The sequence below is a fragment of the Pseudomonas sp. BYT-1 genome (assembly GCF_023611805.1).
Classification (GTDB): Bacteria; Pseudomonadota; Gammaproteobacteria; order Pseudomonadales; family Pseudomonadaceae; genus Aquipseudomonas; species Aquipseudomonas guariconensis.
Genome location: NZ_CP072559.1, coordinates 5077422 through 5101375, shown reverse-complemented (window position 1 = coordinate 5101375; position 23954 = coordinate 5077422). Strand labels below are relative to the sequence as shown.

Here is a 23954-nt window from a genome sequence, read left to right as displayed (position 1 = left end):
CCCCGATGAACCTGTTCAACCTGCGCCGTTCGGCCCCTGCCGCTGCCGAGCCCAAGCCTGCTCCGGTGAGCGCGCCAGCGGCGTCGGAGCCGACCCGCGAACGGCTGATGCCAAGCGCCGAGCGGGCGCCGCAGGTGTTCGTACGAGGCCAGGGCTCTTGGCTGTGGGACAACCAAGGCCATGCCTACCTGGACTTCACCCAGGGCTGCGCCGTCAACAGTCTTGGCCACAGCCCAAGCGTGCTGGTCAAGGCCCTGGGCAACCAGGCCCAGGCGCTGATCAACCCTGGCGCGGGGTTCCACAGTCGTGGCTTGCTGAGTCTGGTCGATCGCCTCTGCCAGAGCACCGGCAGCGATCAAGCCTACCTGCTCAACAGCGGTGCCGAGGCCTGCGAGGGCGCCATCAAGCTGGCGCGCAAATGGGGGCAGCTGCATCGCAACGGCGCCTATCACATCATCACTGCCAGCCAGGCCTGCCATGGGCGCAGCCTGGGGGCGCTGTCGGCTTCCGACCCGTTGCCCTGCAATCGCTGCGAGCCTGGCCTGCCAGGTTTCAGCAAGGTGCCCTTCAACGACCTCGCGGCCCTGCACGCCGCCGTGGACTCGCGCACCGTGGCGATCATGCTCGAGCCGATCCAGGGCGAAGCGGGGGTGATCCCGGCGACTCGCGAGTATCTGCAAGGGGTCGAGCGTCTGTGTCGCGAACTCGGCATCCTGCTGATCCTCGACGAGGTGCAAACGGGCATCGGCCGTTGTGGCGCCCTGCTCGCCGAGCAGACCTACGGCGTGCGTGCCGACATCATTACCTTGGGCAAAGGCCTGGGTGGTGGTGTGCCGCTGGCGGCCTTGCTGGCCCGCGGCAGCGCATGCTGCGCCGAGCCGGGCGAGCTGGAGGGCAGCCATCATGGCAACGCGCTGATGAGCGCGGCCGGCCTTGCGGTACTGGAGACTGTGCTCGAGCCAGGCTTCTTCGAACACGTGCAGGACAGCGGTCGCCACCTGCGTGACGGCCTCAGCCGCCTGGCCGGTCGTTATGGCCAGGGCGAAGTGCGTGGCCAAGGGCTGCTCTGGGCGCTGCAGTTGCACGAGGACCTGGCCCGCGAGCTGGTCGAGGCGGCGCTGCACGAGGGGCTGCTGCTCAACGCACCGCAGGCCGATGTGGTGCGCTTCTCTCCAGCGCTGACCGTGAGCAAGGGCAACATCGACGAGATGCTCCTGCGCTTGGCCCGCGCCTTCGCCCGCCTGCATGCCCAGCAACACAGTCGCCGCGAGGTTTCGGCCTGACCGGCCCCGGGCGCCACGAATTTCACCGAACCGTCTCGCGTTCCTGCGCATCGCCCTTGGCCAGCAGTATTTGGCTCGGGGCGTTTTTTTTGCCTGGCGCTTGATCATGGAACCCTGGCGTGGCCCGGCTAGTCTCTTTTGAAACCCTTCCAAGGAGAGACGAACATGGATTTCATCCGCATCATCATCGCTATCATCCTGCCGCCACTGGGCGTATTCCTCCAGGTCGGGTTCGGCGGCGCGTTCTGGCTGAACATTCTGCTGACATTGCTGGGTTACATTCCGGGCATCGTGCACGCGGTGTATATCATCGCCAAGCGCTGACACTTCGCGGGTAAGCCTGCTCCCCCACGGCTCATTGCCCGTCTTGTGGGAGCGGTTTTACCCGCGAAAAGGCCTCCGATGTCTATCGCCCCAGCACCCGGCAATAGAACTTCCATTCTTCCTCCAACGCGTGCGCCAGGTTCTGCGCCTTGCGCAGCCCGTGCCGCTCACCGGCATAGAAGTGCCCTTCGGCTTCGATGCCATTGGCCTTGAGCGCGGCCAGCATGGCGCGGGTCTGTTCGGGCACTACCACGGCGTCCAGCTCGCCCTGGAAGAAGATCACCGGCACCTTGATCTGGGCAGCGTGTAGCAACGGCGTGCGTTGGCGATAGCGTTCATGGTCGAGCTGCGGATCACCGATCAGCCAGCCCAGGTAATCGCCTTCGAACTTGTGGGTGGCCTGGTCGAGGGCGACCGGGTCGCTGACCCCATAGAGGCTCGCCCCCCCGCGGAACACATCATGGAAGGCCAAGGCACACAGCGTGGTGTAGCCCCCGGCACTGCCGCCGCGGATGAAGGCTTGACGCGGGTCGACCAGGCCGAGTTTGGCCAGATGGTCGACGGCGGCGCAGGCATCCTGCACATCGAGCTCGCCCCAGTTGAGGTGCAGGGCCTGGCGATAGGCACGGCCATAGCCGGTACTGCCCCGGTAGTTGAGGTCGGCCACGGCGAAACCGCGCTGGGTCCAGTACTGGATGCGTGCATCGAACACCGGGTAGCAGGCCGAGGTCGGTCCGCCATGGATGAACACCACCAGTGGCGAAGGGGTTTCGGCGCCGACGGCAGGATAGAAGAAGCCATGGGCCTGGCCATCGCCACTGGGGTAGTGGATGGGGCGCGGGCGGCTGACCCGGTCGGCGGGTAACGCAAGGCCACCGCCGGCAAGTACCCTGCTCCGGCCGGTGTGCCGATCGAACGCGACGACCGCAGGCGGGGTCAGGGGCGAGGCGGCGATGGCATAGACATGCCCGTCATCCGCGGCGAGGCTGCGAAAGCGCGTGTACTCACGGCCCAGGCGCTGAACCTGACGATCTTCGCCGTACAGTCCCAGCAGCCCGAATCCATCCTCGAACCAGCTGGCGAGGTACGCTTGCGGCCCGATCGGCAGCCAGGAGCTGGCGCCCAGTTGCCAAGGTGCGGCGGCATGGTCGGCGGCTGCGGCAGGCAAGGCTTGCCAGGTGCCACCCAGCTCGCCCCAGGGTTGCCAGAAACCATTTTGGTCAGAGAGACAGTAGAGCTGCCCTTGGGCATCGAAGCGCGGTTGTTGCAGTGAAACCTCCCGCATCCCATGCCCTGCCAGGCAAAACGCTGCTCCCCAACGACCGTCATGGTTGCGCGCCTGGCACATCAGGCGTGTTTGGGTCCAGGGCTGCGCGGGGCGGTCCCACTCGATCCAGGCCAGGCGCTGTCCATCGTCGCTGAGGGTGGGCGAGGCATAAAAATCAGCCCCTTCGGCCAATACTTCGCGCCCCTCGGGCCCGATGGCCACGAGCCGATGCTCGACCGACACACCATGGCGCTCCTCGACCGCCAGTACCCGTTGCGCATGCCACAGCACATCGCCATAGCGGCACTGCGCATCCTGGGTCAGCGGACGCGGTGGGGAGCCATCGAGGGCCTGGGTATAGAGTTGCTGGTCGGCTTCATTGACGAACACCACGCCGTCGCCGCCAAGGCAGAAGCTGCCGCCGCCGTATTCATAGACGCGGCTGCGGGCGCTGAAGCCGTCCGGCGTCAGGCAGTGGGCCTGCTCGTTGCGCCAATGCCAGAGGCGGCAGGCGCCATCGGCGGGGCGGAATTCGTTCCAGAATACGCCGTTGGCACCGACCTTGAGCTCAGCGAAATCGGTGCTGGCCGCGACCGCCTGGGCGGCGCTGAAATCAGCCGCGGGTGATGATTCGTGAATTGCGCTCATTGCGGAAGGTCATCTCTTCGATGGTCAACTGGGCGGTTTGCGCTTCTTCACGGGCCTTGAGAATGATGCCGTGATCAGGGGATTTGGCGCACACCGGGTCGGCGTTGCTGGCATCGCCTGTGAGCATGAAGGCCTGGCAGCGGCAGCCGCCGAAGTCCTTTTCCTTCTCGTCGCACGAGCGGCAGGGCTCGGGCATCCAGTCGTAGCCACGGAAGCGGTTGAAACCGAAGGAGTCGTACCAGATATGCCGCAGATCGTGGTCGCGCACGTTGGGGAATTGCACCGGCAGTTGACGTGCGCCGTGGCAGGGCAGGGCGGTGCCATCGGGCGTGATGGTCAAGAACAGGCTGCCCCAGCCGTTCATGCAGGCCTTGGGGCGTTCCTCGTAGTAATCCGGGGTGACGAAGATGAGCTTGCAGGGGTTGCCCGCGGCCTTGAGTTGCTCGCGGTATTCGTTGGTGATGCGCTCGGCCCGTTCCAGTTGGGCGCGGGTCGGCAACAGCCCCAGGCGGTTGAGGTGCGCCCAACCGTAGAACTGGCAGGTGGCGAGTTCTACGAAATCCGCCTCCAGGGCGATGCACAGCTCGATGATGCGGTCGATCTTGTCGATGTTGTGCCGGTGGGTGACGAAGTTGAGCACCATGGGATAGCCATGGGCCTTCACTGCGCGGGCCATCTCCAGCTTCTGGGCGAAGGCCTTCCGGGAGCCTGCCAGCAGGTTGTTCACCTGCTCGTCGCTGGCCTGGAAGCTGATCTGGATGTGGTCCAGCCCGGCCTGCTTGAAGGCGGCGATCTTCTGCTCGGTCAGGCCGATGCCGGAGGTGATCAGGTTGGTGTAGTAGCCCAGGCGGCGGGCTTCGCCGATGAGCTCGGGCAGGTCCGGGCGTACCAGCGGCTCGCCGCCGGAGAAGCCCAGTTGGGCCGCTCCCAGCTCGCGGGCCTCGGCCATCACCCGGAACCACTGTTCGGTGCTGAGCTCCTGACCCTGCCGGGCGAAATCCAGCGGGTTGGAGCAGTACGGGCATTGCAAAGGGCAGCGGTAGGTGAGCTCGGCGAGCAGCCACAGCGGCAGACCGACTTCGGGCTTGGCTGGCATTTCAGCCGAGGACGATCCAGTGTTCGGCACGGGCCACCTCCATGAACTGCTCGATGTCTTCGGCGACTTGCGGGACATCCGGGAACTGACCCTCGAGCTCGGCGATGATCGCCGCCACATCGCGCTCACCGTCGATCAGCGCGCCGATCAGGCCAGCGCTCTCATTGAGCTTGATCATGCCCTCGGGGTATAGCAGGACATGGCCTTTTTGCGCAGGCTCGTACTGGAAACGATAGCCCGGGCGCCAGGCGGGGACTTGCTTGCGGTCGAAACTCATAGGGCGATCCCCTTGTGCCAGACCCGCTCAGCCGTGACGGTGTGGTAAGGCGGGCGGTTCAGTTCATAGGCCATGCTCATGGCATCGAGCATGCTCCAGAGAATATCCAGCTTGAATTGCAGGATCTCCAGCATGCGGTCCTGCCCCTCGCGGGTCGTGTAGTGCTGCAGGGTGATCGCCAGGCCGTGCTCCACGTCGCGCCGGGCTTGGCCCAGGCGGGTGCGGAAATAGTCGTACCCGGCCGGGTCGATCCAGGGGTAGTGCGTGGGCCAGCTGTCCAGACGCGACTGGTGGATCTGCGGGGCGAACAGCTCGGTCAGCGAACTGCTGGCGGCCTCCTGCCAACTGGCGCGGCGGGCGAAGTTGACGTACGCGTCCACGGCAAAGCGTACGCCCGGCAGTACCAACGCTTGGGAGCGCAATTGGTCCGGGTCCAGGCCCACGGCCTGGCCCAGGCGCAGCCACGCTTCGATGCCGCCGTCCTCGCCCGGTGCGCCATCGTGGTCGAGCAGGCGCTGGATCCACTCGCGGCGTACTTCGCGGTCGGGGCAGTTGGCCAGGATCGCCGCATCCTTCATCGGGATGTTGACCTGGTAATAGAAGCGGTTGGCCACCCAGCCCTGAATCTGTTCACGGGTGGCGCGGCCTTCGTACATCGCCACGTGGTAGGGGTGGTGGATGTGGTAATAGGCGCCCTTGGCGCGCAGGGCCTGCTCGAATTCGGCAGGGGACATGGGGCGTGCATCGTTCATCAATTGACTCCCATAGAACGCACTATCGGCTGACTTCGCCGCCTGTGGGAGCGGGTGAACCCGTTCCCACAAGGGCCGAGCAGCTTCGTTACAGCTCGATGCTCATGCCGTCGTAGGCCACTTCCACGCCGCGGCGTTGCACTTCGGCCCGCTCGGGTGAGTCCTCATCGAGAATCGGGTTGGTGTTGTTGATGTGGATGAGCACCTTGCGCTGACGCGAGAAGCCGTCCAGCACCTCGAGCATGCCACCCGGACCGTTCTGCGCCAGGTGGCCCATCTCGCGGCCGGTACGGGTGCCGACACCGCGGCGTTGCATTTCATCATCCTCCCACAGGGTGCCATCGACCAGCAGGCAATCGGCGCCCTGCATCATCTGCAGCAATTTGTCGTCGACCTGGCCCAGGCCCGGGGCATAGAACAGCTTGCCGCCGGTGCGGGTGTCTTCCACCAGCAGGCCGAGGTTGTCTCCCGGATGTGGATCGAAGCGGTGGGGCGAATAGGGCGGCGCGGCGCTGCGCAAGGGGAAGGGGGTGAACCGTAGGTTCGGGCAGGCTGGGATGACGAAGCTGCCTTCGAGCTCGATGCGGTTCCACACCAGACCGCCATTCCAGTGGCTGAGCATGGTGAACAGCGGGAAGCCGGTGGTCAGGTCCTGGTGGACCATCTCGGTGCACCAGACCTGGTGCGGGCAGCCTTCGCGCAGGCTGAGCAGGCCGGTGGTGTGGTCTATCTGGCTGTCGAGCAGGACGATCGCGTCGATACCGGTATCGCGCAGGGCGCGGGCTGGCTGCATTGGCGCGAAGGCCTGGAGCTGGGCACGGATGTCCGGCGAGGCGTTGCACAGGACCCAGTGCTCGCCATCGTCCGACAGTGCAATGGAGGACTGGGTACGCGCGGTGGCGCGCAAGGTTCCATCGCGGTAGCTCTTGCAGTTGGCGCAATTGCAGTTCCATTGAGGAAACCCGCCACCGGCGGCGGAACCGAGAATCTGGATGTACATGGCTGCTCTCTATCCGAAAAACCGTTGCCAAAAAACGCAAACGCCCCGGCGGACCGAGGCGTCTGATCGCAGCGATGCTTAGCGGTTGGCGAAGTACATGGTCACTTCGAAGCCGATACGCAGGTCAGTGTAAGCAGGTTTGGTCCACATGGGCGTTCTCCTTCCGGATGGGGTTGGGTGGTCAGTTACTTGTTTGGCGCCGCCTTGGGGAGGAGGTTCCATTGACTGAGATTGCGCTATCTTACAAGAAAAATTTGTACCGAAAGGTTAATTATTCGAAAAGTGCCGTTGCAGTCTCCGTAACAATCCGGCTGAGTTCAGCGCCAACTGGCATCCGGCGCCGGGGCGTTGGCCAGGCACACCCAGCCATGCTCGGCTGTCAGCAGGGCCTGCCTGAGCCGATCCAGATGCGTTTGCTCTGTCGTCAGGATAGACCGCCTTAGCGCAGCAAGATCGTCGGCTTCTATAGCCAAGTGTGTCTGCCATGCCCATTGCGCGACATCGCCATTGTTCATGGCATTTTCTTCAAATTGAGCGGCGAGGTTTTCGCGGGCTTGCACGTCGAGCGGCAGGTTCTGCCCGAGCAAATGCAGGATATGGTCGAGGATCTGTGCATGGCTGGCCTTGGGCGACTGCACGCCGAAGAGCAGCCCGCAGACACCTTCGACCTGACGAAAGGTACTGAACACGGCGTAGCCCAACTGCAATTCGACTCGCAGACGCTGATAGTACGGGCCTTGCAGCAAGTGGGCGAGCAGACGGCCAGCGGCTTGCTGGTGCGCGGGCAGTGGGCAGAACAGCAACAGCGCCGGTTCGCTGCCTGGGGTCTGTAGCGCATGCCAACGACGACCCATGAGCGATGGAGGGGCATGGCGCGTTTCAGGCGTGCCCATCACTCCCTGCAGTGCTGCAGCCAGCGCTGACTGCTCGGCCGCGGCGAACCCCACCGCCAAGCCCTGCCAGCGAGCGGTTTGCCAGAGCACGTCAAGCGAGGCTTGGTCCAGCACTGTGTCATCGGGCTGTCGAGACGGGTCGTGCCGGATCGCATCGGGCAGGGCCTGAAGCAACGCGCGGATCGGAACCAACGCAGGCTTGGACGCCGATGGTGATATCCAGTCATCCACGCCAGGTCGGCGTAGCAGCGGGAGGGCTTCGTCGAGTGCGCGTATCACCGCTTGTGGTGCACCTGCGCAGTGCAATTGCCAGGCATTGCCGCTCGCCGTGAAATCCAACTGCAATGACGCCCGCTTGGCGCGTTCGACCAGCGGCTGTAACGAATGCTCGAGCAGGGGTTGGAAGCGCTGGCCCAAGGGAGAGCTGACGTGCCAGCGCAGGTAGAGCGCGGCAAAGCGGCGTGAAGCGGGCAAGGCATCGCTGATCGCGAGGCTCGCGGGGAGGGCTACGCGCGCATGGCGAGGCAGGGTTGCCAGCAAAAGGGGGTCCGCGGGCGCTAGTTGCCAGTGGCCATGGTCGCGGTGCGGCAGGCTGTCCAGCAGCGTGCGCAAGGCCGCGAGGCCCTGCTCGTCAAGGTGGCGAAAGGGCAGACCTGTGCTATCCCGGCGTGCCAGTTCCAGAGCGCTGGCCGTGTATGCGCGACGTTGCTGCAACTGGGCATGTGTGCGGTTCAGTGCGTTGTGATCGGTCTGGCGCAGAAAGCCCAGCCAGCCTTGGAGCGAGGCCAGGATCTCATCTTGCGAGGCGTCTTCGCTTACCTGTAGCTGGGCGCTCCACAGCAACTGGCCGGCATGAACATAAAGGGGCTCGGCCTTGAAGCTGCGCAGCCAGCCGCGCTGGCGCAGATAGGCCAGCCAGCCGCCAGGCCGGTTGTCGCCCAGACAGGCGAGCAGCAACTCCAGGGCGGCTTCGGTGCCCTCGGGCAGATGCTCGTGGGCAAACAGCAGGTCGAGACGATCATCGACTCTGACAGCGGCCGGCTCCGCACGCTGCAAGAGCCTCGGCGGCAGGGCTTGCGCGGTGGGATCGCCAGAGGCCAGCAACAGGCCAAAGCGAGTGCCCAACGTTTGAAGGTCATCCAACGACTGGGGCCCGCACAGGCTGAGCACCATTTGCCCGCCGTGGTAATAGCATCGATGGAAGTCGCGCAGCGCCAACTGGAATGCTGGCGCCTGTATGGCCAGTGTGTATCGATTGCCAGCGTGAAAGCCGCCCAGCGGATGTGCAGGGGCTGCGCTCTGCAGCAGGGCGAAATGCCGTTGGGCTTGCCGGTTGCGCGCCCAGGCGATGAACTCTGCATGGATCACTTCCCGCTCACGGCGTTGGCGCTCGATGCTAAGGTCAGGTTCCGCCAGCATCTGGCACAGTCGCTCAAGGCCACCTGCCAACGCGTGGGGCGGGACTTCGAAGAAAAAATCGGTGGTGCGTTCGCGGGTACTGGCATTGACCTGACCGCCCAGGCCCTGCACGTAGCGCATCAGGCCATCTGCCAGGGGAAAGCGCTCGGTGCCGAGAAAGAACAAATGTTCGAGAAAGTGCGCCAGCCCAGGCCATTGGGCTGGAGCGTCATGGCTTCCAGCATGCACCCGGATAGCCGCGGCAGCGCGTTTGAGGCGCGGGGCGTGGCGCAGGGTGAGCTGCAGGCCATTGGAGAGGGTGAGGTGGCGGGTGGCGTCAGGCATGGCGTAATCCTAACGCATTGGCCGGCCCTGAGCTGCAGGCGTGGGCCTGCTTAGTGCCAGGCCGCATCCGGCCCCTCGCAGGTTTCAGGTGTTACGAAGATGCAGCTCGCAGCGCAGGTCGGTCAAATAAGGAAATGCCTTGCGCCCTTGCTCCACGCATGCGTGGTCAAGGTCCGCCACCAACTGGCATTCCTCCTGGCCGGCCATCGCCAGAACGCTGCCGTCCGGCCCGATGATGCTGCTTTGGCCGCAGTAGTGGATCTCACCCTCGGCCCCGCAATAATTGGCATAGACGAGGAAGCACTGGTTTTCCTGTGCCCGCGAGCGCACGGTGACCTGGCAAGTGAAGTCGTACGGCTGCATGTTGGCCGTCGGCACCACGATCAGTTCGGCGCCGCCCAGCGCCAGGCGCCGGGCGTTTTCCGGGAACTCGATGTCGTAGCAGATCAACATACCCAGCCTCCAGCCCTCCAGCTCGACCACCGGAAAGTGATCAGGGCCTGGGCTGAACATCGAACGGTCCAGTTCGCCGAACAGGTGCGTCTTGCGGTAGTTGCACAGGCTGCGACCGTGGCTGTCGATCAACTGCACGCTGTTGTACAGCGCGCCATCCTCGCCTCGCTCCGGATAGCCATAGGCGATGGCGATGCGATGGGCCTGGGCGATATCGACCACGCTCATGGCCGACGGGCCATCGTTGGGCTCAGCCAGGCGCTGTACGGCGCCCAGGCCGATGTTGTAGCCGGTCAGGAACATCTCCGGACATACCAGCAACTGCGCGCCGCCAGCGGCGGCCAGTTGCGCCTGCTGTTGCAGGCGCTCGAGGTTGCCGGGTACATCCAGTGGCCTTGGCGCGCCTTGGTACAGGGCGATGCGCATGGTGCGTCCTCGTGTCAGTCCGGCAGGGCGATCGGGCCGAGGTCATGGAAGACATCGCCTGGGCCCGGGTTTTCAGGATGGGTCTTGCCGCCGAAGTGGTTCATGATACCCCACACCGCATTCAGCGATGTCTGCACCGCGCCTTCCACCCAGGCTGGGGTCCACGACACATCGTCGCCAGCAATGAAGATGCCGCGCTGCTCGGCAGGCATGTCCTGCTGCATGAAGTGCGCGTACATGCGCTGGTTGTAGCGGTAGTGCCCTGGCAGCGCGCCTTTGAAGGCGCCGAGGAAGTACGGGTCGGCCTCCCAGGAGATGGTGATCGGATCGCCGATGATGTGCCCCGCAATATCGGTTTTCGGGTAGATCTTCTTCAGAGCATCGAGGGCCAGCTGCACACGTTTTTCAGTCGGGTGCGGCAGCATCTTAAGGGCATCGCTCATCCACGCGTAGGACAGGCAGATGACCCCCGGCTTGTCGTCGCCGTTATCGAACAGGTAGGTCCCACGGGTCAGGCGGTCGGTGAGCGTCATGCTCATCAGGTCGCGCCCGGTTTCCGGGTCCTTGTCCTTCCAGAACGGTCGGTCGACCATGACGAAGGTTTTCGACGACTGCATGTAGCGGGTGCGGTCCAGGGCCATCCACATCTTTTGCGAGAACAGCGACTCCTCGCAGTCGATCTGGGTGGTCAGCAGCCAGGTCTGGCAGGTCGCGAGCACTGCGGCGTAATTGCGGGTATCGCCCCAGGTATCGGTGACCGCCAGGCTGCCATCGGCCGCTCGGTGGATGCGCTTGACGCCGCCGCGTGGCGCGCCGCCATGCAGCGAGCTCAGGCTGGTGCCGGCTGGCCAGTGGGCGCAACGCTCGGGTACGTGACGCCAGATGCCCTGAGGTACTTGCTCGACGCCGCCGACCACCAGATGCTGATGATCGTCGCAGTTGGTCATCACCACGCGGAAGATTTCCAGCATCGAGTTGGGGAAGTCCGAGTCCCAGCCGCCCGTGCCGAAACCGACCTGACCGAAGACTTCGCGGTGCTGGAAGCTGAGCTTGGCGAAGGAGCGCGAGGTGGCGACGAAATCATAGAAGGTGCGATCGTCCCACAGCGGAACCAGGGTGTTCCACAGCTCTTTCAGGCGCGGTACATCGCGGTCACGGATGGCTTGCTGGATCTCGCTGAACTGGGCGCCGCTTTCCAGGGCATCGGCCCAGGCATCGGCCACTTCCTGGAACAATGCCGGCAGGTCGGAAATCTTCTCGGCGTAATAGGTCTGGCCTTCCAGGTCGATGACCGTGCTGCCGGAGGCTGGGGTCAGCGGGTTGGGGAAAGGTTTGGTTTCCAGGCCCAGTTTGTCGACATAGTGATAGAACGCCGTGGACGAGACCGGGAAGCGCATGCCGCCCAGTTCGGCGACGATGCCGTCAGTGCCGTTGAAGGCCTGCGAGCGCAGACGCCCACCCAGTTTCGAGGCTTCGTACACCACCGGCTTGAGGCCCAGCTTCATCAGCTCGTACGCCGCCACCAGACCTGCGATGCCGCCACCGACGATCGCCACTTCCTCGCCATGACGCTCGGCCGGGATGCTGCCCAAGCCAGCCGGGTGCTCCAGCCAATCGTCAAAGCCGAAGGGAAAGTCCGGGCCGAAGATGGTGACAGGTTTCTTGCCGTCGACGGGGTGGCGGTTTTTCTTGTTCATGTGATGACCTTGCCAGGGAGGCTACGCAGAAGGCGGAGCCTGAGTATAGAAAATGTCTGGAGGCCATTTTATGAAGCGGGACGTTCGTAATTAAGGTGCAGAGTGGCGTCGTTATGTGAAATTTGTCGTCTTAATGACGGCTTGGGCATGCAGAGTGACGAGCGCTGATCGCCAGGGGCAAGCTCGCCTTGGTTACGAGGCTGAATGATCAGCCCGGTTGGCCCCGGTCGACCTTGCTGCTGAGAATGATGGAAGTCGTGGTTTTCTCGACCCCTTCGAGACTGCCGATCTGATCGAGCAGCTGGTCCAGTTGTTCCGGCGAGTCGCTGCTCAGCCAGGCCACGTAGTCGAATTCGCCACTGACCGCGCACAGCTGCTGAACCTGGCCCATGGCGCTGAGGCGGCGCACGATGTCCTTTCCCGAACGCGGCTGCGCCTTGATGCCCACATAGGCCTGCAACCCCCCTCCACGCATCCGCTGGCCCAGACGCACACCGTAGCCTGTGATGATCTTGCCCTTCTCCAGCCGCTCCAGGCGGGAATTGACGGTAGTACGGGCAATACCCAAGTGCCGAGCGAGGGTGGCGACGCTTTCCCGGGCGTTGATCTGCAGCAGGGAAATCAACTGGCGGTCGATTTCGTCGAGGGTGATGGAGCGAGCGTCGGGCATGGCGAATCTCTTTGATAGGCGGTTCAGCGGGGTGGGAGTGCTGTGCAGGAGGAAAAGTGCCTGCCTGGGCCGCCTTTTATCATAAGAGCGCAGCCGCTATGCTGACCAGCAGTTGGGAAGAGGGGTAATCTTGGAAATGGTCAAGCGGGGCGGAAAGTGAGTTTTGAAGAGTTGCTCGAGTGCTGGCGTGCAGAAGTGTCAAACAAGAAAAAACCAGGGCGCCGTGTCAGTTTGTTTTTCAATATTCTCAGGCGTGCACGCCGAAACAATAAGCTGCGCTATTTGTTGTGGTTTCGTTTCGCCCAATACCTTCATCGAAAGAAAGGGCTACGCGCAGCTTATGCTCGCCGGCTCAATCAGCGTTTGAATCTCAAGTACGCTGTCGACATAAGTCTGGACGCTAGCATTGGACCAGGGCTGCGAATTGCCCATTTGCCGGGTATCGTCATCAGCGGCTACGCCCGGATTGGTCGGAATTTGTTCATTCGCCAGAACAGCACCATTGGGATAAAGACCCTTGGCCTAGAACGTTACCAACTGGAAATTGGTGACAATGTGAGCATTGGTGCCAATAGTTGCATCATTGGCGATACGCTTTCCATCGGCGACAACGTGACCATTGGCGCGATGTCGTTGGTCAATAAAAGTGTGCCTGCCAATAGCATTTATTACACGCAGCGCAGTGGCGTTCTGGTCGAGAAATGAGCTTCAGGCGTCAGATCATCGATCTGAACGCCTCGATGCTGATCTTCGGAATGACTTCATGGGGAATTCTGGAGTTGGCCGAAAGGTTATAGGGCTCTTCGCATTTAAGGGTGTAGCTGATTTCTAAACCCTCCTGACTTCAGCAAGCACCTGGCTATGTAATTGGTTAAATTTCTAAAGCCCAAGGCGGTACCTCGTAAGTGCTCAAGTCGCCCGTTGATAGCTTCTGTTGGACCGTTGCTGGTTCCTGGCCGGTCGAAGTAGGCAAGGATGCTCTCAGCGTATTTTTTCAGCGTTTCCCCCAAGCCTTTCACCTCGATGAGCGCTTTGGGCAAGTCGCTGGCTGTAATGATATTTATGACCTCTTCCATGAGTTTTTTACCACGTTTTCGATCCGGCTCGTTGTAGGCGCTGACCACCCGTTGGTACATGCTCCAGGTGCAATCCACTTCGAGGTGGTGCTCATCTGCAAACAGCTGGAACAGTTGCTTTTTGTTGGCGTCAGACAGGTAGCTGATCCGAGTCAGTAGCGTTCGACGGCTTTTGTAGAGCGGGTCATTTTTACGCCCTCTGCGGCCCAGGATGTCGTGTTGCACACGCCGGCGGCATTCATCCAGCATGTTGCTTGCCCAGCGCACGACATGGAAAGGATCCAGCACGGTTTGGGCTTGAGGCAGGGCTTCTTGCGCTGCAGATTTAAACCCCGTAAAACCGTCCATGGCAATGCTTTCGATCTGGTCACGCCACGATTTGGGGCGACTCTGTAGCCATTGCTTAAAGGCTTGTTTGGAGCGGCCTTCCAGCACATCGAGCAAGCGGGCCGGCCCGTTTTTGTTACGCACGGGCGTAAGGTCAACCACGATGGTGACGTACTTGTCACCACAGCGTGTATGTCGCCAAACATGCTCATCCACGCCCAGCACGGTCACACCGTCAAAACGTGTCGAGTCATTAAAAAGCAGGCGCCGTCCTTCGTTGATAATGGCATTATTAGCGGTGTGCCATGCAACATCAAGCTGGCTCGCAACACGAGATACCGACAGATGATCCAGCACGATGGCAGCTAATGCCCAGCGTATCGCCCCATATGAAAGCTTTGAACGTGGAGGTGCTGCACTGTTTGTATCTTCATGCCAGAAACAGCCGCAAGCACAACGCCAGCGACGGATACGCAGCAGCAATCTGGTTGGTCGTTGTCCGTAAGGTGTGTGAGCAAGATGCCTATCGACAGTACCGCGTGAAACACCAGCAGCCCCGCACTTGGGGCATGGCTCGGGTGCTTTGGTTAAACGACATTCGATGACGGCGCGCTCTGCACAAAGATGTTGTCCAGTGGCAGTCAGGCCGAGGTTATTCAGTTGGCAAAAGCTGGAAAGATCAGGGCTAGAAAAGGTAAGATTGTTCACGTCGGGGGCTTAGTTTTTGTTGGTGTGAGAGCTTACATTTTCTAAGATCCTCGACTCCTTTTCCAGCCGGTCAGATTTTTTCTACACCCTTAAATGCGAAGAGCCGGTTATAGACCTGGAACTGCTCGCTGACGACTTGCCGTGCGGCGAGCTCGAAGGAGGGCAGAATCCGGCCTTCGAAATGTTGATCCAACCCACACGGTGATTTACGCGAGTCGTCATTTTCATAGAAGCGGGCGACAGCCTGATGCAAGTCGACGCCTAAGAGAAACACACGCGAGAACCCCAAGTGGTAAGCAATCTGCAGCGCAAGGTACGCAACCGTCCGGGCGTCGAAATAGCCGTGTTCGAGATTTTTGCTGAAGCCGAGGGAGCGCACTCGCTTATTCAGACTATTGCGGTTGCGGATCAGCACCGGATCATTGTCGATCATGCGTTGAAGAAAAGTGAGATTCCTGGCTTTTTTCAGAAAATACACTTCACCCTTCGGCTGCCGTTGAAGGCGTTCGTATTGATCCTGCCAAATCGCTACCCGTTGGCTCTTCTCCATCGCCAAAGCGAACAGCTCCGGTTGTTGGCGCGCGAATCCCTTATCAGAGCATACGTAGAAGAATGGGCGTATACCGGCCTCGCTCAATAGCGTGATCGAGCCATTCATCGCAATGACTGGTATATGGGCAAATTCGGTGATCGGGAAATTTTTCGCCGACGCCCCGGATGCCAAGATAATGACCGCCCCTTCTGCGATATTTCGGCAGGCCCCGAATTCCCGAAGGGAAGACGTAGGGCTGGGGGTGACTGCAAGCATGCATAGAGTTCCGTCTGGTAGGCGCATTCGATGTTACATAATCTTGGGAGCACCAGCCAATCACCCAGATAGCAAAAAGCCGCGCAATGCGCGGCTTTGTCGTATCTGGTGGGCCCACACGGACTCGAACCGTGGACCAAAGGATTATGAGTCCTCTGCTCTAACCAACTGAGCTATAGGCCCCAGAGGTGGCGGGGATTATAACGAGGGTTTGAGGTGGGTGCCATCTGAAAGATCTGATAGTGCTATGCGAAGGAAGGTGGCAGCGAATTCCTCCGCAGGCAGGGGCAGGCTGACGATGTAGCCCTGAATCTGTTCGCAGCCTTCGCAGGCGAGAAAGTTTTGCTGCGCCTGGTTCTCGACACCTTCGGCAATGATGGTCAACTGCATGCTGCGTCCCAGGGCGATGATTGCGCGGGTGATGGCGACGTCATGGGGATCGCTGGGCAGGCCGCGAATGAATGACTGATCGATCTTGAGAATGTCCAGGGGTAGACGTTTGAGGTAGCTCAGGGACGAATAGCCGGTGCCGAAATCGTCGATGGCCAGTTGCACGCCGAGCGCCTTGAGCTGATGAAGGATGGCCAAGGCTTCCTCGGCCTGGCTCATGATGAAGTTCTCGGTGATCTCCAGCTGCAGGTCCCCGGCCTTGAGCTGGTAAGTCTTGAGCAGGTGTTCTATGCGTCTGGCGAGGTTGGGCTGGCGCAGCTGGGCGCCGGCGAGGTTGATCGACAAAGGGCCAAACGGCTCGTAGGTGCTCTTCCATTTGTACATCTGCCGGCAGGCTTGTTCCAGCACCCAGTCGCCCAACTGCAAAATGGTGCCGTTCTCTTCGGCCAGGTGGATGAACTGCTCTGGCGGGACGTCGCCTAGGGTGGGGTGACGCCAGCGGATCAAGGCCTCTGCGCCAACCAGGTTTTGGGTCTTGAGGCTGAACTTGGGCTGAAAGCACAAGCTCATTTCGTTGCGCTCGATGGCCCGACGCAGTTCGTGTTCCAGAGCGATGCGCTCGCTGGCCTGGGCGGTCAGGTCGCGGGTATAGGCCTCGACCCGGTTGCGGCCCTTGGCCTTGGAGCGGTACATGGCCGCGTCGGCGTTGCGAATCAGGTTGGCGACGTCGGTGCCATCCTGTGGATAAAGGCTGATGCCGATGCTGGCGCTGGTGAAGAACTCATGTTCACCGGCCTCGAACGGGGCATGGAAGCAGGTCAGCAGCTTGTTGGCGATGGCGCTGGCATCGCTTGGGCGATGCAGGCCGGGCAGGAGGATGATGAACTCATCGCCACCTAGCCGCGCCACGGTGTCCAAGTCGCGTACCTGCTCTCTCAGGCGTTGGGCGATGCCTTTGAGCAGTAGGTCGCCGACCGGATGGCCGAGGCTGTCGTTGATGTGCTTGAAGCGGTCCAGATCCAGAAACAGCACCGCACCCTGTCGGTTGGCCTCTTGCGGGCAAGTAAGGGCGGCCTGCAGGCGCTTTTCGAACAGCGCACGGTTGGGTAGGCCCGTCAGCGGGTCGTGGTGGGCCTGGTAATCGAGCTTGGCTTGGGCGAGCTTGAGGCTGGAGATATCGGCGAACACAGCCACGAAGTGGGTGATCTCATGATCGCGGTTGCGCACGGCGCTGATTGTCAGCCAGCCGGGGTAGAGCTCGCCATTCTTGCGCTTGTTGTAGATTTCGCCTTGCCAATGGCCTTCGGCAGTCAGTTGATGCCACATGGCCGCGTAGAACGCGCTGTCGTGCTGCCCGGACGCGAGCAGGCGTGGGGTTTGTCCAAGGGCTTCGATCTCGCTGTAGCCGGTGATCTCGCTGAAGGCACGATTGACGGCACTGATGCGCTGGTCGGGATCGGTGATCAGTACCCCTTCGGCGGTGTTCTCGAACACAGTGGCGGCCAGTTGCAGTTTTTCCTGCATCAGATGGCGCTCGGTGATGTCCCGGGCGATGGTCAGCATGCAGTCGGTGCTTTCGATCGGCAGCGGTCTGGCGGAGAGTTCACACAGGCGGATCTGCCCATCGCTGCGCCGGATATGACAACTGAAGTCACGCACGAAACCGTCGCGCTGCAATTGCTCGATCAGGCGCTTGCGCTCGTTGAGATCGACCCAGATACCCAGGTCCAGGGAGGTCTGGTCCATGGCTGGATTGATGTCATAGCCGGTGAGGCGGCAGAACCCTTCGTTCACTTCGAGCAACAAGCCGTCGCTCTGGCGCGACAGCAACAGGCCGTCGGGGGAGGCATGGAAGGCCTTGGCGAATTTTTCTTCGGAGGTCTGCAGTTGTCGCTGGGTTTCCTTCAGTTGGCTGATGTCGCGCACCGCCACGACCATGGCCCGGGTGCCGTCGAGGTCGAACGTCTCGGCCGAGGTCAGGCCGGTGAACACCTGGCCGTTGCTGCGGCGAAAGCTCATTTCCAAGTTGCGGATGCCGCCTTGCTGCAGGCGCTCGAGCAGAGCGGGGCCGGCGCCAGCCAAGGCCCACAGGTCTAGTTCGGTGGCGGTGCGCCCGATCACCTGGCCTGGGCTCAGGCCGATCTGTTCCTCGAAGGCTTCGTTGACTTCCAATAGGCAACCGTCGCTATGGCGAGCAATCACCAGGATGTCCGGGCATTGCTGGAACACCGAGGCGAACTTCTGTTCCGACAGGCGCAGGGCATCTTCCGTACGTTTGGTTTCGCTGATGTCGATCATCAAGCCCCGCAGCAACGGGCGGTGGCCGTGTTCGATCATGCTGACGATATTGCGTACCCAGAGGGCGTGGCCGTCCGCGCGGATCACTCGATAGTCGAGGCTGTGGTCGCGCCCCGCGGCGGTTTCGCTGTCGCAATAGGCCTGGGCCCAGAGCGCGTCCTCAGGATGCAAGATGCTGCGCCAGAAACCGGGGCGCAGCCAATCACTCAAGGGGTAGCCGAGCAGGTCTTCGGCATGGGGGGAGACATAACTGTATGTGAAGTCGTTGGCATCGGCTTCCCAGGCGATGGCGGACAGGCTTTCGACCAGGCTGCGGTAGTGGTACTCGCTGCTGCGCAGTTCCTGTTCGAGGGCGATACGCCGCGAAATTTCTGAACTCAGGCGCCGGTTGATGCGAATGACCACCGCCAGACCGGCAAGCAGCAGCAAGACCGCAGGCAGGCCGTAGATCAGCATGTCACTCCAGAACGACCGCTGGTCGACGACGTTCCCGACCCAGCGTTGCTGGATGTGGCTGATTTCTGCCGTGGTCATGTCGGCCATGACCTTGTCGAGAAGGCCGACCAGTATCTTGTTGTCCTTCTGGGCCGCCATGGCCAGTTGATAGCGATAGGGCGTCTCACCGCTAACGTACAGGCCGTCGAGCTTGAGCTGACGCAGGGCCCAGATGCTCGAGGCGAGGTCCCCGACCACTGCGTCCACTTCATCTGTCGCCAGGGCCTGAAGGGAGGAGCTGACGTTGGGCAGTGCCACCAGGTTCAGGTCCGGGTGGTGAGTGCGCAGCAGCTCATGGGGGGCGTAGTTTTCAACCACGGCCACCTTCAGCCCATACAGGTCTTCGAGGGTGCGGGGCTGTGGGCCGCCCTTGTGTGCCAGGATGACGATGGGGAAGTCCAGGTAGGGGCGGGTGAAGGCGAGGTATTGCTGGCGTTCGGGCGTCGACATGATGCCGGGGAGCAGGTCGATGCGTTTTTCCCTAGCCTGCTGCAATACCTCGGTCCAATTGCTGGGCTCGATCGGTTTGAGCGATATGCCCAGACGCTCCTGGATCAAGGCAACGTAATCGGCGGCCAATCCCTGGTAACGGCCTTCCTGGTCGCGAAACTCGAAAGGCGGCCAGGAGGCATCGACGCCCAGGCGCACGTGTGGGTGAGCGCTGAGCCAGGCTTTTTCTTCATCAGTCAGGGTCAGGGCGCCGGCCGTTGCGTTCCACGCAAGCAGGATCAGCAACAGAAGGGCCGGCACAAAGGACATAGCGGCCTCTCATTCAGGTGGTCTGAATCGAGTGTAGACGGGCAATGGCCGAGGGGAGAGGCGATCAGTGGGGTTTGTCGCGTGCCTGAAAAGAAAAACCCCGGCCTAGGCCGGGGTTTGTCATCACTCGTCGAGGAAGGAGCGCAGGTGCTCGCTTCGCGTCGGATGGCGCAGCTTGCGCAGCGCCTTGGCTTCGATCTGACGGATCCGCTCGCGGGTCACGTCGAACTGCTTGCCTACCTCTTCGAGGGTGTGATCCGTGTTCATGTCGATACCGAAACGCATGCGCAGCACTTTGGCTTCGCGTGCGGTCAGACCGGAGAGCACGTCACGCGTGGCTTCCTTGAGGCTTTCGACCGTGGCCACGTCGATCGGGGACTGCATGGTCGAGTCCTCGATGAAATCGCCCAGATGCGAATCTTCGTCGTCACCGATCGGCGTTTCCATGGAGATCGGTTCCTTGGCGATCTTCAACACCTTGCGGATCTTATCCTCAGGCATTTCCATGCGCTCGCCCAGCTCTTCCGGCGTCGGTTCGCGACCCATTTCCTGCAGCATCTGGCGGGAAATACGGTTGAGCTTGTTGATCGTCTCGATCATGTGCACCGGAATACGGATGGTGCGTGCCTGGTCGGCGATCGAGCGGGTGATCGCCTGGCGGATCCACCAGGTGGCATAGGTCGAGAACTTGTAGCCGCGACGGTATTCGAACTTGTCCACCGCCTTCATCAGACCGATGTTGCCTTCCTGGATCAGGTCCAGGAACTGCAGACCACGGTTGGTGTACTTCTTGGCGATGGAGATCACCAGACGCAGGTTCGCCTCGACCATTTCTTTCTTGGCGCGACGGGCCTTGGCCTCGCCGATCGACATGCGACGGTTGATTTCCTTGATCTCGGCGACGGTCAGGCCGGTTTCGTTCTCAAGGTCGATCAGCTTCTGCTGGCAGGCGACGATCGCAGCGTCTTTCTCACCCAGGGCGGCAGCCCACTTGGTGTTGCGCTTGGACAGGTCACCGCTCCAGGTCTGGTCGGTCTCGTTGCTTGGGAACAGGCGCAGGAAGTCGGCACGAGGCATGCGTGCATCACGTACGCACAACTGCATGATGGCGCGTTCCTGGGCGCGCAGGCGATCCAGTGCACTGCGCACGCGCTCGACCAGAACGTCGAACTGCTTGGGTACCAACTTGATCGGCATGAACAGGTCTGCCAGGGCCTGGAGGGCTTCGATGCTCTCCTTGCCGCTGCGCCCGTGTTTCTTCAGGATCTTGCCGGTGATCTGGAGCTGGTCGGCGACGGCGCCGAAACGCTGGCGGGCGACTTCTGGATCCGGGCCGCTTTCGCCCTCGTCCTCGCTGTCGTCGCTGTTTTCTTCGCTCTCTTCGTCTTCGTCCTCTTCTTCCTTGGCAGCTGCGGCCTTGGCGCCCGGGATCGGGACTTCTTCGGTCGGCGCGGCAATGTTGTCGTCAGGGTCGATGTAACCGCTGAGGACATCGGACAGACGGCCACCTTCGGTGGTGACACGATCGTATTCGCTGAGGATGTAGTCGACAGTCCCCGGGAAATGGGCGATGGCGCCCATGACTTCGCGAATGCCTTCCTCGATACGCTTGGCGATTTCGATCTCGCCTTCGCGGGTCAGCAGTTCGACGGTACCCATTTCGCGCATGTACATGCGCACCGGGTCGGTCGTGCGGCCGATATCGGTTTCGACTGCCGCCAACGCTGCGGCGGCTTCTTCGGCTGCGGCTTCGTCGGTGTCGGCTTCCGCCAACAGCAGGGCATCCGCATCCGGAGCACTCTCGAATACGTTGATCCCCATGTCGTTGATCATGCGGATGATGTCTTCCACCTGTTCCGGATCTGAAATATCCTCAGGCAGGTGGTCGTTGACCTCCGCGTAAGTCAGGTAGCCCTGCTCACGACCGCGGGTGATCAACTCTTTGATACGAGATTGCTGTTGCGCTTTTCCGGACATAACACCCTATCCACTGAAGGTCTTGGCGGGCAAAAAACAAGCCGAGGATTATACCCGAGCATGGACCTCACGCGCCAGATGAGGTCGGGGTTTGTGCGGGAACATTCCGGCTCAGCAGTGCGAGGAGCTGCGATTTTTCCTCGGTGCTCAACTCGCTTTGACGTGCTTTCCTGAGCAGATGTTCCAGGCTGCGCTCGCGTTGGCGGGCGGACAAGCTAGTTATAGTGTCGAAAAACTGTTGTTCAAGGTTATCGGCATCGATCAGCCATTCCTTTTCCGCCAGAGCCCGCAGCAGACGGCCTTGTTCGGTGCCGTGCCAACGTGCGATCAGCTGCATTGAGCTTAGCTTAGGATTCTTCTGCGCGGCCTCGATCAGTGCGACCAACAGCTGGCTGTAGATATGCTCTTCGTCGGCAAAATGGCTGGCATCTTCCACCTTTCCGGCCAACAACGGGTAATGCAGCAGGGTGCGCAGGGCCGACAGGGTCGGCGGCTCGACCGGGGCGGGGACACGCGGTGGTGCTTCGCCGCGCTGGCCATCGCGTTGCCAGGGTTTGCCGCCTTTTTTGTCCCAGGGCTTGCCATCCCACGGTTTCTTTGCGCCCTTGTTCGGGATCCATGGACGCTGCTCCTGCTGGGCGGGCGCGTAGTCGGGCTGATGCGCGTCGCTGTAGTCAGGGGCGTAGCTGGCCATGGCGTCGTAGTCATAGCCTGGGTCGTAGTCGGGCACGTTGGGTGCCGGCGCGTGCTGTGCCAACTGCTCGACCTGCTGAGGATCGAGACCGGTGATTTCCTTCAAGCGATTGCGCATGAGCTGACGCAAATTGGCGCCCGGAATCTTTTCGATCAGCGGTGCAGCCAATGTAGCCATGTGCGCCTTGCCTTCCAGCGACCGAGGGTCCGCCTCGTTGCTCAGTTGCTCGAAGAAGTAGTCCGCCAGCGGTTGGGCGTGCTGGTTGATGCGGGCCATGAAAGCGTCGGTGCCTTCGGCGCGGACCAGGCTATCCGGGTCTTCGCCCTCGGGCAGGAACAGAAAGCGCGCCCGGCGCCCATCCTGCAGGCTGGCCAGTGTGGACTCCAAGGCGCGCCAGGCAGCCTTGCGACCAGCCTGGTCACCGTCGAAGCAGAACAGGACACTCGGCACCACGCGAAACAGGCGCTTGAGATGTTCCTCGCTGGTTGCGGTGCCGAGGGTTGCCACCGCGTTGCGCAGGCCTTGCTGGGCCAGGGCGATGACGTCCATATAGCCCTCGACCACGATGATCTCATCGAGGTTGCGGTTGTGCTTTCGCGCTTCGAACAGGCCGTAGAGTTCTTGGCCTTTGTGAAAGACCGGGGTTTCCGGGGAGTTCAGGTACTTGGGCTTGTCATCGCCCAGGACCCGGCCGCCAAAGGCGATGACCCGCCCCCGGCTGTCACGGATCGGGAACATCACCCGGTCGCGGAAGCGGTCGTAGCGCTTGCCGCTCTCGGCGTTCTCGATCAGCAGGCCTGCGTCGATCATCACTTTCTGTTGCAGGCTATCGGCGCCCAGGTGTTTGAGCAGGTTGTCCCAGCCCGGCGGCGCGAAGCCGAGGCCGAAGTCGCGGGCGATCTCGCCGGACAGCCCGCGGCCCTTGAGGTAGTCCACCGCTGCCTTGCGGGTCGGGTGAGCGCGCAGGGCCTGGCGATAGAACTCGGCAGCGGCCTCGAGCAACGGGTAGAGGGGTGAATCGGTGGGCTGACGGGGCTTCTGACCTCGGCGGCCTTCTTCTCGCGGCACTTCCATGCCAGCGGCGCGTGCCAGTTCTTCCACGGCCTGGGGGAAGTCCAGGTTGTCGTGGTCCATGACGAAGCCGAGCGCGTTGCCGCCAGCGCCGCAGCCGAAGCAGTAATAGAACTGTTTGTCTGGGCTGACGGTGAAAGAGGGGGTTTTTTCTTTGTGGAACGGGCAGCAGGCGGAGAGATTCTTGCCGGTTTTCTTCAGTTGGATACGCGAACTCACCACATCGACGATATCGGTGCGGTTGAGCAGGTCATCAATGAAGCTTTGGGGAATCAGCCCGGCCATGGCAGTCTCGTCATCTGGCAGCTGGCAAGTCTAATCGCTACGCGCGGGTTAGGGGCGAGTAGTGCGGTGCGGGAAGTATGAGAAAAAATGTGCTCGTCAGCCACGGAGGGCTCGTCAGTCAGGACGTGCACGACTGGTCGAGGACCAGCTCTGACGTGTTCAGGCAGGTTGCCCCGGGGTTGTTGCGAGGGGCGCCTCGGACGTGAGTCTGAGGTTTGAAACAACCGCTGCCATCAACCCGGCACAGGGCCGGGCGGGGCAGAAGCTTTGCGTAGAACGTCTGTATTAGTACAGACGAACGGCGCGGCGCTGTTCGCGCTGAACCTTCTTGGCGTGACGCTTTACAGCGGCAGCAGCTTTGCGCTTGCGCTCGGCAGTCGGCTTCTCATAAAACTCGCGGCTACGAACTTCAGCCAGTACACCGGCTTTTTCGCAGGAGCGCTTGAAACGACGCAGAGCTACGTCGAAGGGTTCGTTCTCTTTAACTTTGACGGCTGGCATCCAGGGCTACCTTCATTCATTACCGGGGTAGACGTG

Annotated in this window: 19 protein-coding genes and 1 tRNA gene; 3 read left to right on the top strand and 17 right to left on the bottom strand. The window is 61.7% G+C overall.

The window, feature by feature from the left end:
* Window positions 1-5 precede the first annotated feature (5 nt).
* Both J5X93_RS23950 and J5X93_RS23945 read left to right on the top strand, forming a co-directional pair.
* Entirely contained in the window at window positions 6-1283 is a 1278-nt protein-coding gene (locus tag J5X93_RS23950) for an aspartate aminotransferase family protein (RefSeq protein WP_043210346.1), read from the top strand.
* A 165-nt stretch (window positions 1284-1448) separates the two neighbouring features.
* The gene (locus J5X93_RS23945; RefSeq protein ID WP_009681539.1) at window positions 1449-1607 is read left to right on the top strand and encodes a YqaE/Pmp3 family membrane protein; all 159 of its coding nucleotides are present in this window, start codon (window positions 1449-1451) and stop codon (window positions 1605-1607) included.
* A gap of 82 nt (window positions 1608-1689) precedes the next feature.
* On the opposite strand, the gene J5X93_RS23940 is transcribed toward J5X93_RS23945, so the two are convergent.
* The 10 genes from J5X93_RS23940 to J5X93_RS23895 all read right to left on the bottom strand — a co-directional run bounded on the left by J5X93_RS23940 (window position 1690) and on the right by J5X93_RS23895 (window position 12529).
* Window positions 1690-3522, bottom strand: a complete 1833-nt coding sequence (locus tag J5X93_RS23940; protein ID WP_250034127.1) for a S9 family peptidase — start codon at window positions 3520-3522, stop codon at window positions 1690-1692.
* Complete coding sequence (gene pqqE, locus J5X93_RS23935; RefSeq protein WP_090346242.1) at window positions 3488-4648, bottom strand: pyrroloquinoline quinone biosynthesis protein PqqE; 1161 nt, start codon at window positions 4646-4648, stop codon at window positions 3488-3490. Before pqqE ends, J5X93_RS23940 begins: the two co-directional genes overlap by 35 nt.
* Entirely contained in the window at window positions 4620-4895 is a 276-nt protein-coding gene (gene pqqD, locus J5X93_RS23930) for a pyrroloquinoline quinone biosynthesis peptide chaperone PqqD (protein WP_090346239.1), read from the bottom strand. The genes pqqE and pqqD overlap by 29 nt, the downstream gene beginning before the upstream one ends.
* Window positions 4892-5647, bottom strand: coding sequence for a pyrroloquinoline-quinone synthase PqqC (gene pqqC / locus J5X93_RS23925; protein WP_182941916.1), 756 nt, complete (start codon window positions 5645-5647; stop codon window positions 4892-4894). The genes pqqD and pqqC overlap by 4 nt, the downstream gene beginning before the upstream one ends.
* Window positions 5648-5735: 88 nt before the next feature.
* Complete coding sequence (gene pqqB / locus J5X93_RS23920; RefSeq protein WP_250034126.1) at window positions 5736-6647, bottom strand: pyrroloquinoline quinone biosynthesis protein PqqB; 912 nt, start codon at window positions 6645-6647, stop codon at window positions 5736-5738.
* Between the two features lie 78 nt (window positions 6648-6725).
* Window positions 6726-6797: a pyrroloquinoline quinone precursor peptide PqqA gene (gene pqqA / locus J5X93_RS23915; protein ID WP_003243383.1), complete on the bottom strand. Its 72-nt coding sequence runs from the start codon at window positions 6795-6797 to the stop codon at window positions 6726-6728.
* A gap of 167 nt (window positions 6798-6964) precedes the next feature.
* Window positions 6965-9283: a pyrroloquinoline quinone biosynthesis protein PqqF gene (gene pqqF / locus J5X93_RS23910; protein WP_250034125.1), complete on the bottom strand. Its 2319-nt coding sequence runs from the start codon at window positions 9281-9283 to the stop codon at window positions 6965-6967.
* 84 nt (window positions 9284-9367) lie between these two features.
* Complete coding sequence (locus J5X93_RS23905) at window positions 9368-10162, bottom strand: carbon-nitrogen hydrolase family protein (RefSeq protein WP_250034124.1); 795 nt, start codon at window positions 10160-10162, stop codon at window positions 9368-9370.
* A gap of 14 nt (window positions 10163-10176) precedes the next feature.
* Window positions 10177-11859, bottom strand: a complete 1683-nt coding sequence (locus J5X93_RS23900; RefSeq protein WP_043210361.1) for a flavin monoamine oxidase family protein — start codon at window positions 11857-11859, stop codon at window positions 10177-10179.
* A gap of 208 nt (window positions 11860-12067) precedes the next feature.
* Window positions 12068-12529, bottom strand: a complete 462-nt coding sequence (locus J5X93_RS23895) for an Lrp/AsnC family transcriptional regulator (protein WP_070571947.1) — start codon at window positions 12527-12529, stop codon at window positions 12068-12070.
* 156 nt (window positions 12530-12685) lie between these two features.
* On the opposite strand from J5X93_RS23895, the gene J5X93_RS23890 reads away from it, so the two are divergent.
* Window positions 12686-13234 carry a serine acetyltransferase gene (locus J5X93_RS23890; RefSeq protein WP_043210363.1) on the top strand — a complete coding sequence of 183 codons (549 nt, stop codon included), beginning with the start codon at window positions 12686-12688 and terminating at the stop codon, window positions 13232-13234.
* A 104-nt stretch (window positions 13235-13338) separates the two neighbouring features.
* Here the strand turns inward: J5X93_RS23890 and J5X93_RS23885 are convergent, their stop codons facing one another.
* From J5X93_RS23885 to rpsU, 7 genes are all read right to left on the bottom strand, one after another.
* On the bottom strand, window positions 13339-14640 hold the full coding sequence (locus J5X93_RS23885) for an ISL3-like element IS1411 family transposase (protein ID WP_011920678.1): 1302 nt from the start codon (window positions 14638-14640) through the stop codon (window positions 13339-13341).
* Between the two features lie 70 nt (window positions 14641-14710).
* Window positions 14711-15448, bottom strand: coding sequence for a WaaZ-like lipopolysaccharide core biosynthesis protein (locus J5X93_RS23880; protein ID WP_250034121.1), 738 nt, complete (start codon window positions 15446-15448; stop codon window positions 14711-14713).
* 106 nt (window positions 15449-15554) lie between these two features.
* Window positions 15555-15631 (bottom strand) — tRNA-Ile (locus J5X93_RS23875).
* Between the two features lie 15 nt (window positions 15632-15646).
* The gene (locus J5X93_RS23870) at window positions 15647-19390 is read right to left on the bottom strand and encodes a bifunctional diguanylate cyclase/phosphodiesterase (protein WP_043210367.1); all 3744 of its coding nucleotides are present in this window, start codon (window positions 19388-19390) and stop codon (window positions 15647-15649) included.
* Window positions 19391-19513: 123 nt separating this feature from the next.
* A complete protein-coding gene (gene rpoD, locus J5X93_RS23865; RefSeq protein ID WP_250034119.1) occupies window positions 19514-21367 on the bottom strand; it encodes an RNA polymerase sigma factor RpoD in 1854 nt (617 codons plus the stop codon).
* Window positions 21368-21434: 67 nt separating this feature from the next.
* A complete protein-coding gene (gene dnaG, locus J5X93_RS23860) occupies window positions 21435-23417 on the bottom strand; it encodes a DNA primase (RefSeq protein ID WP_250034116.1) in 1983 nt (660 codons plus the stop codon).
* A gap of 285 nt (window positions 23418-23702) precedes the next feature.
* The gene (gene rpsU / locus J5X93_RS23855; RefSeq protein WP_003255575.1) at window positions 23703-23918 is read right to left on the bottom strand and encodes a 30S ribosomal protein S21; all 216 of its coding nucleotides are present in this window, start codon (window positions 23916-23918) and stop codon (window positions 23703-23705) included.
* Between the last annotated feature and the right edge of the window lie 36 nt (window positions 23919-23954).

Excerpts from the sequence above, each read along its gene's own strand:
- rpoD (WP_250034119.1), bottom strand. The coding sequence starts at position 21,367 with ATGTCCGGAAAAGCGCAACAGCAATCTCGTATCAAAGAGTTGATCACC.
- pqqF (WP_250034125.1), bottom strand. The coding sequence starts at position 9,283 with ATGCCTGACGCCACCCGCCACCTCACCCTCTCCAATGGCCTGCAGCTC.
- pqqB (WP_250034126.1), bottom strand. The coding sequence starts at position 6,647 with ATGTACATCCAGATTCTCGGTTCCGCCGCCGGTGGCGGGTTTCCTCAA.
- J5X93_RS23950 (WP_043210346.1), top strand. The coding sequence starts at position 6 with ATGAACCTGTTCAACCTGCGCCGTTCGGCCCCTGCCGCTGCCGAGCCC.
- J5X93_RS23905 (WP_250034124.1), bottom strand. The coding sequence starts at position 10,162 with ATGCGCATCGCCCTGTACCAAGGCGCGCCAAGGCCACTGGATGTACCC.
- J5X93_RS23945 (WP_009681539.1), top strand. The coding sequence starts at position 1,449 with ATGGATTTCATCCGCATCATCATCGCTATCATCCTGCCGCCACTGGGC.
- J5X93_RS23940 (WP_250034127.1), bottom strand. The coding sequence starts at position 3,522 with ATGAGCGCAATTCACGAATCATCACCCGCGGCTGATTTCAGCGCCGCC.
- dnaG (WP_250034116.1), bottom strand. The coding sequence starts at position 23,417 with ATGGCCGGGCTGATTCCCCAAAGCTTCATTGATGACCTGCTCAACCGC.
- pqqD (WP_090346239.1), bottom strand. The coding sequence starts at position 4,895 with ATGAGTTTCGACCGCAAGCAAGTCCCCGCCTGGCGCCCGGGCTATCGT.
- J5X93_RS23900 (WP_043210361.1), bottom strand. The coding sequence starts at position 11,859 with ATGAACAAGAAAAACCGCCACCCCGTCGACGGCAAGAAACCTGTCACC.
- rpsU (WP_003255575.1), bottom strand. The coding sequence starts at position 23,918 with ATGCCAGCCGTCAAAGTTAAAGAGAACGAACCCTTCGACGTAGCTCTG.
- J5X93_RS23895 (WP_070571947.1), bottom strand. The coding sequence starts at position 12,529 with ATGCCCGACGCTCGCTCCATCACCCTCGACGAAATCGACCGCCAGTTG.
- pqqC (WP_182941916.1), bottom strand. The coding sequence starts at position 5,647 with ATGAACGATGCACGCCCCATGTCCCCTGCCGAATTCGAGCAGGCCCTG.
- J5X93_RS23870 (WP_043210367.1), bottom strand. The coding sequence starts at position 19,390 with ATGTCCTTTGTGCCGGCCCTTCTGTTGCTGATCCTGCTTGCGTGGAAC.
- J5X93_RS23880 (WP_250034121.1), bottom strand. The coding sequence starts at position 15,448 with ATGCTTGCAGTCACCCCCAGCCCTACGTCTTCCCTTCGGGAATTCGGG.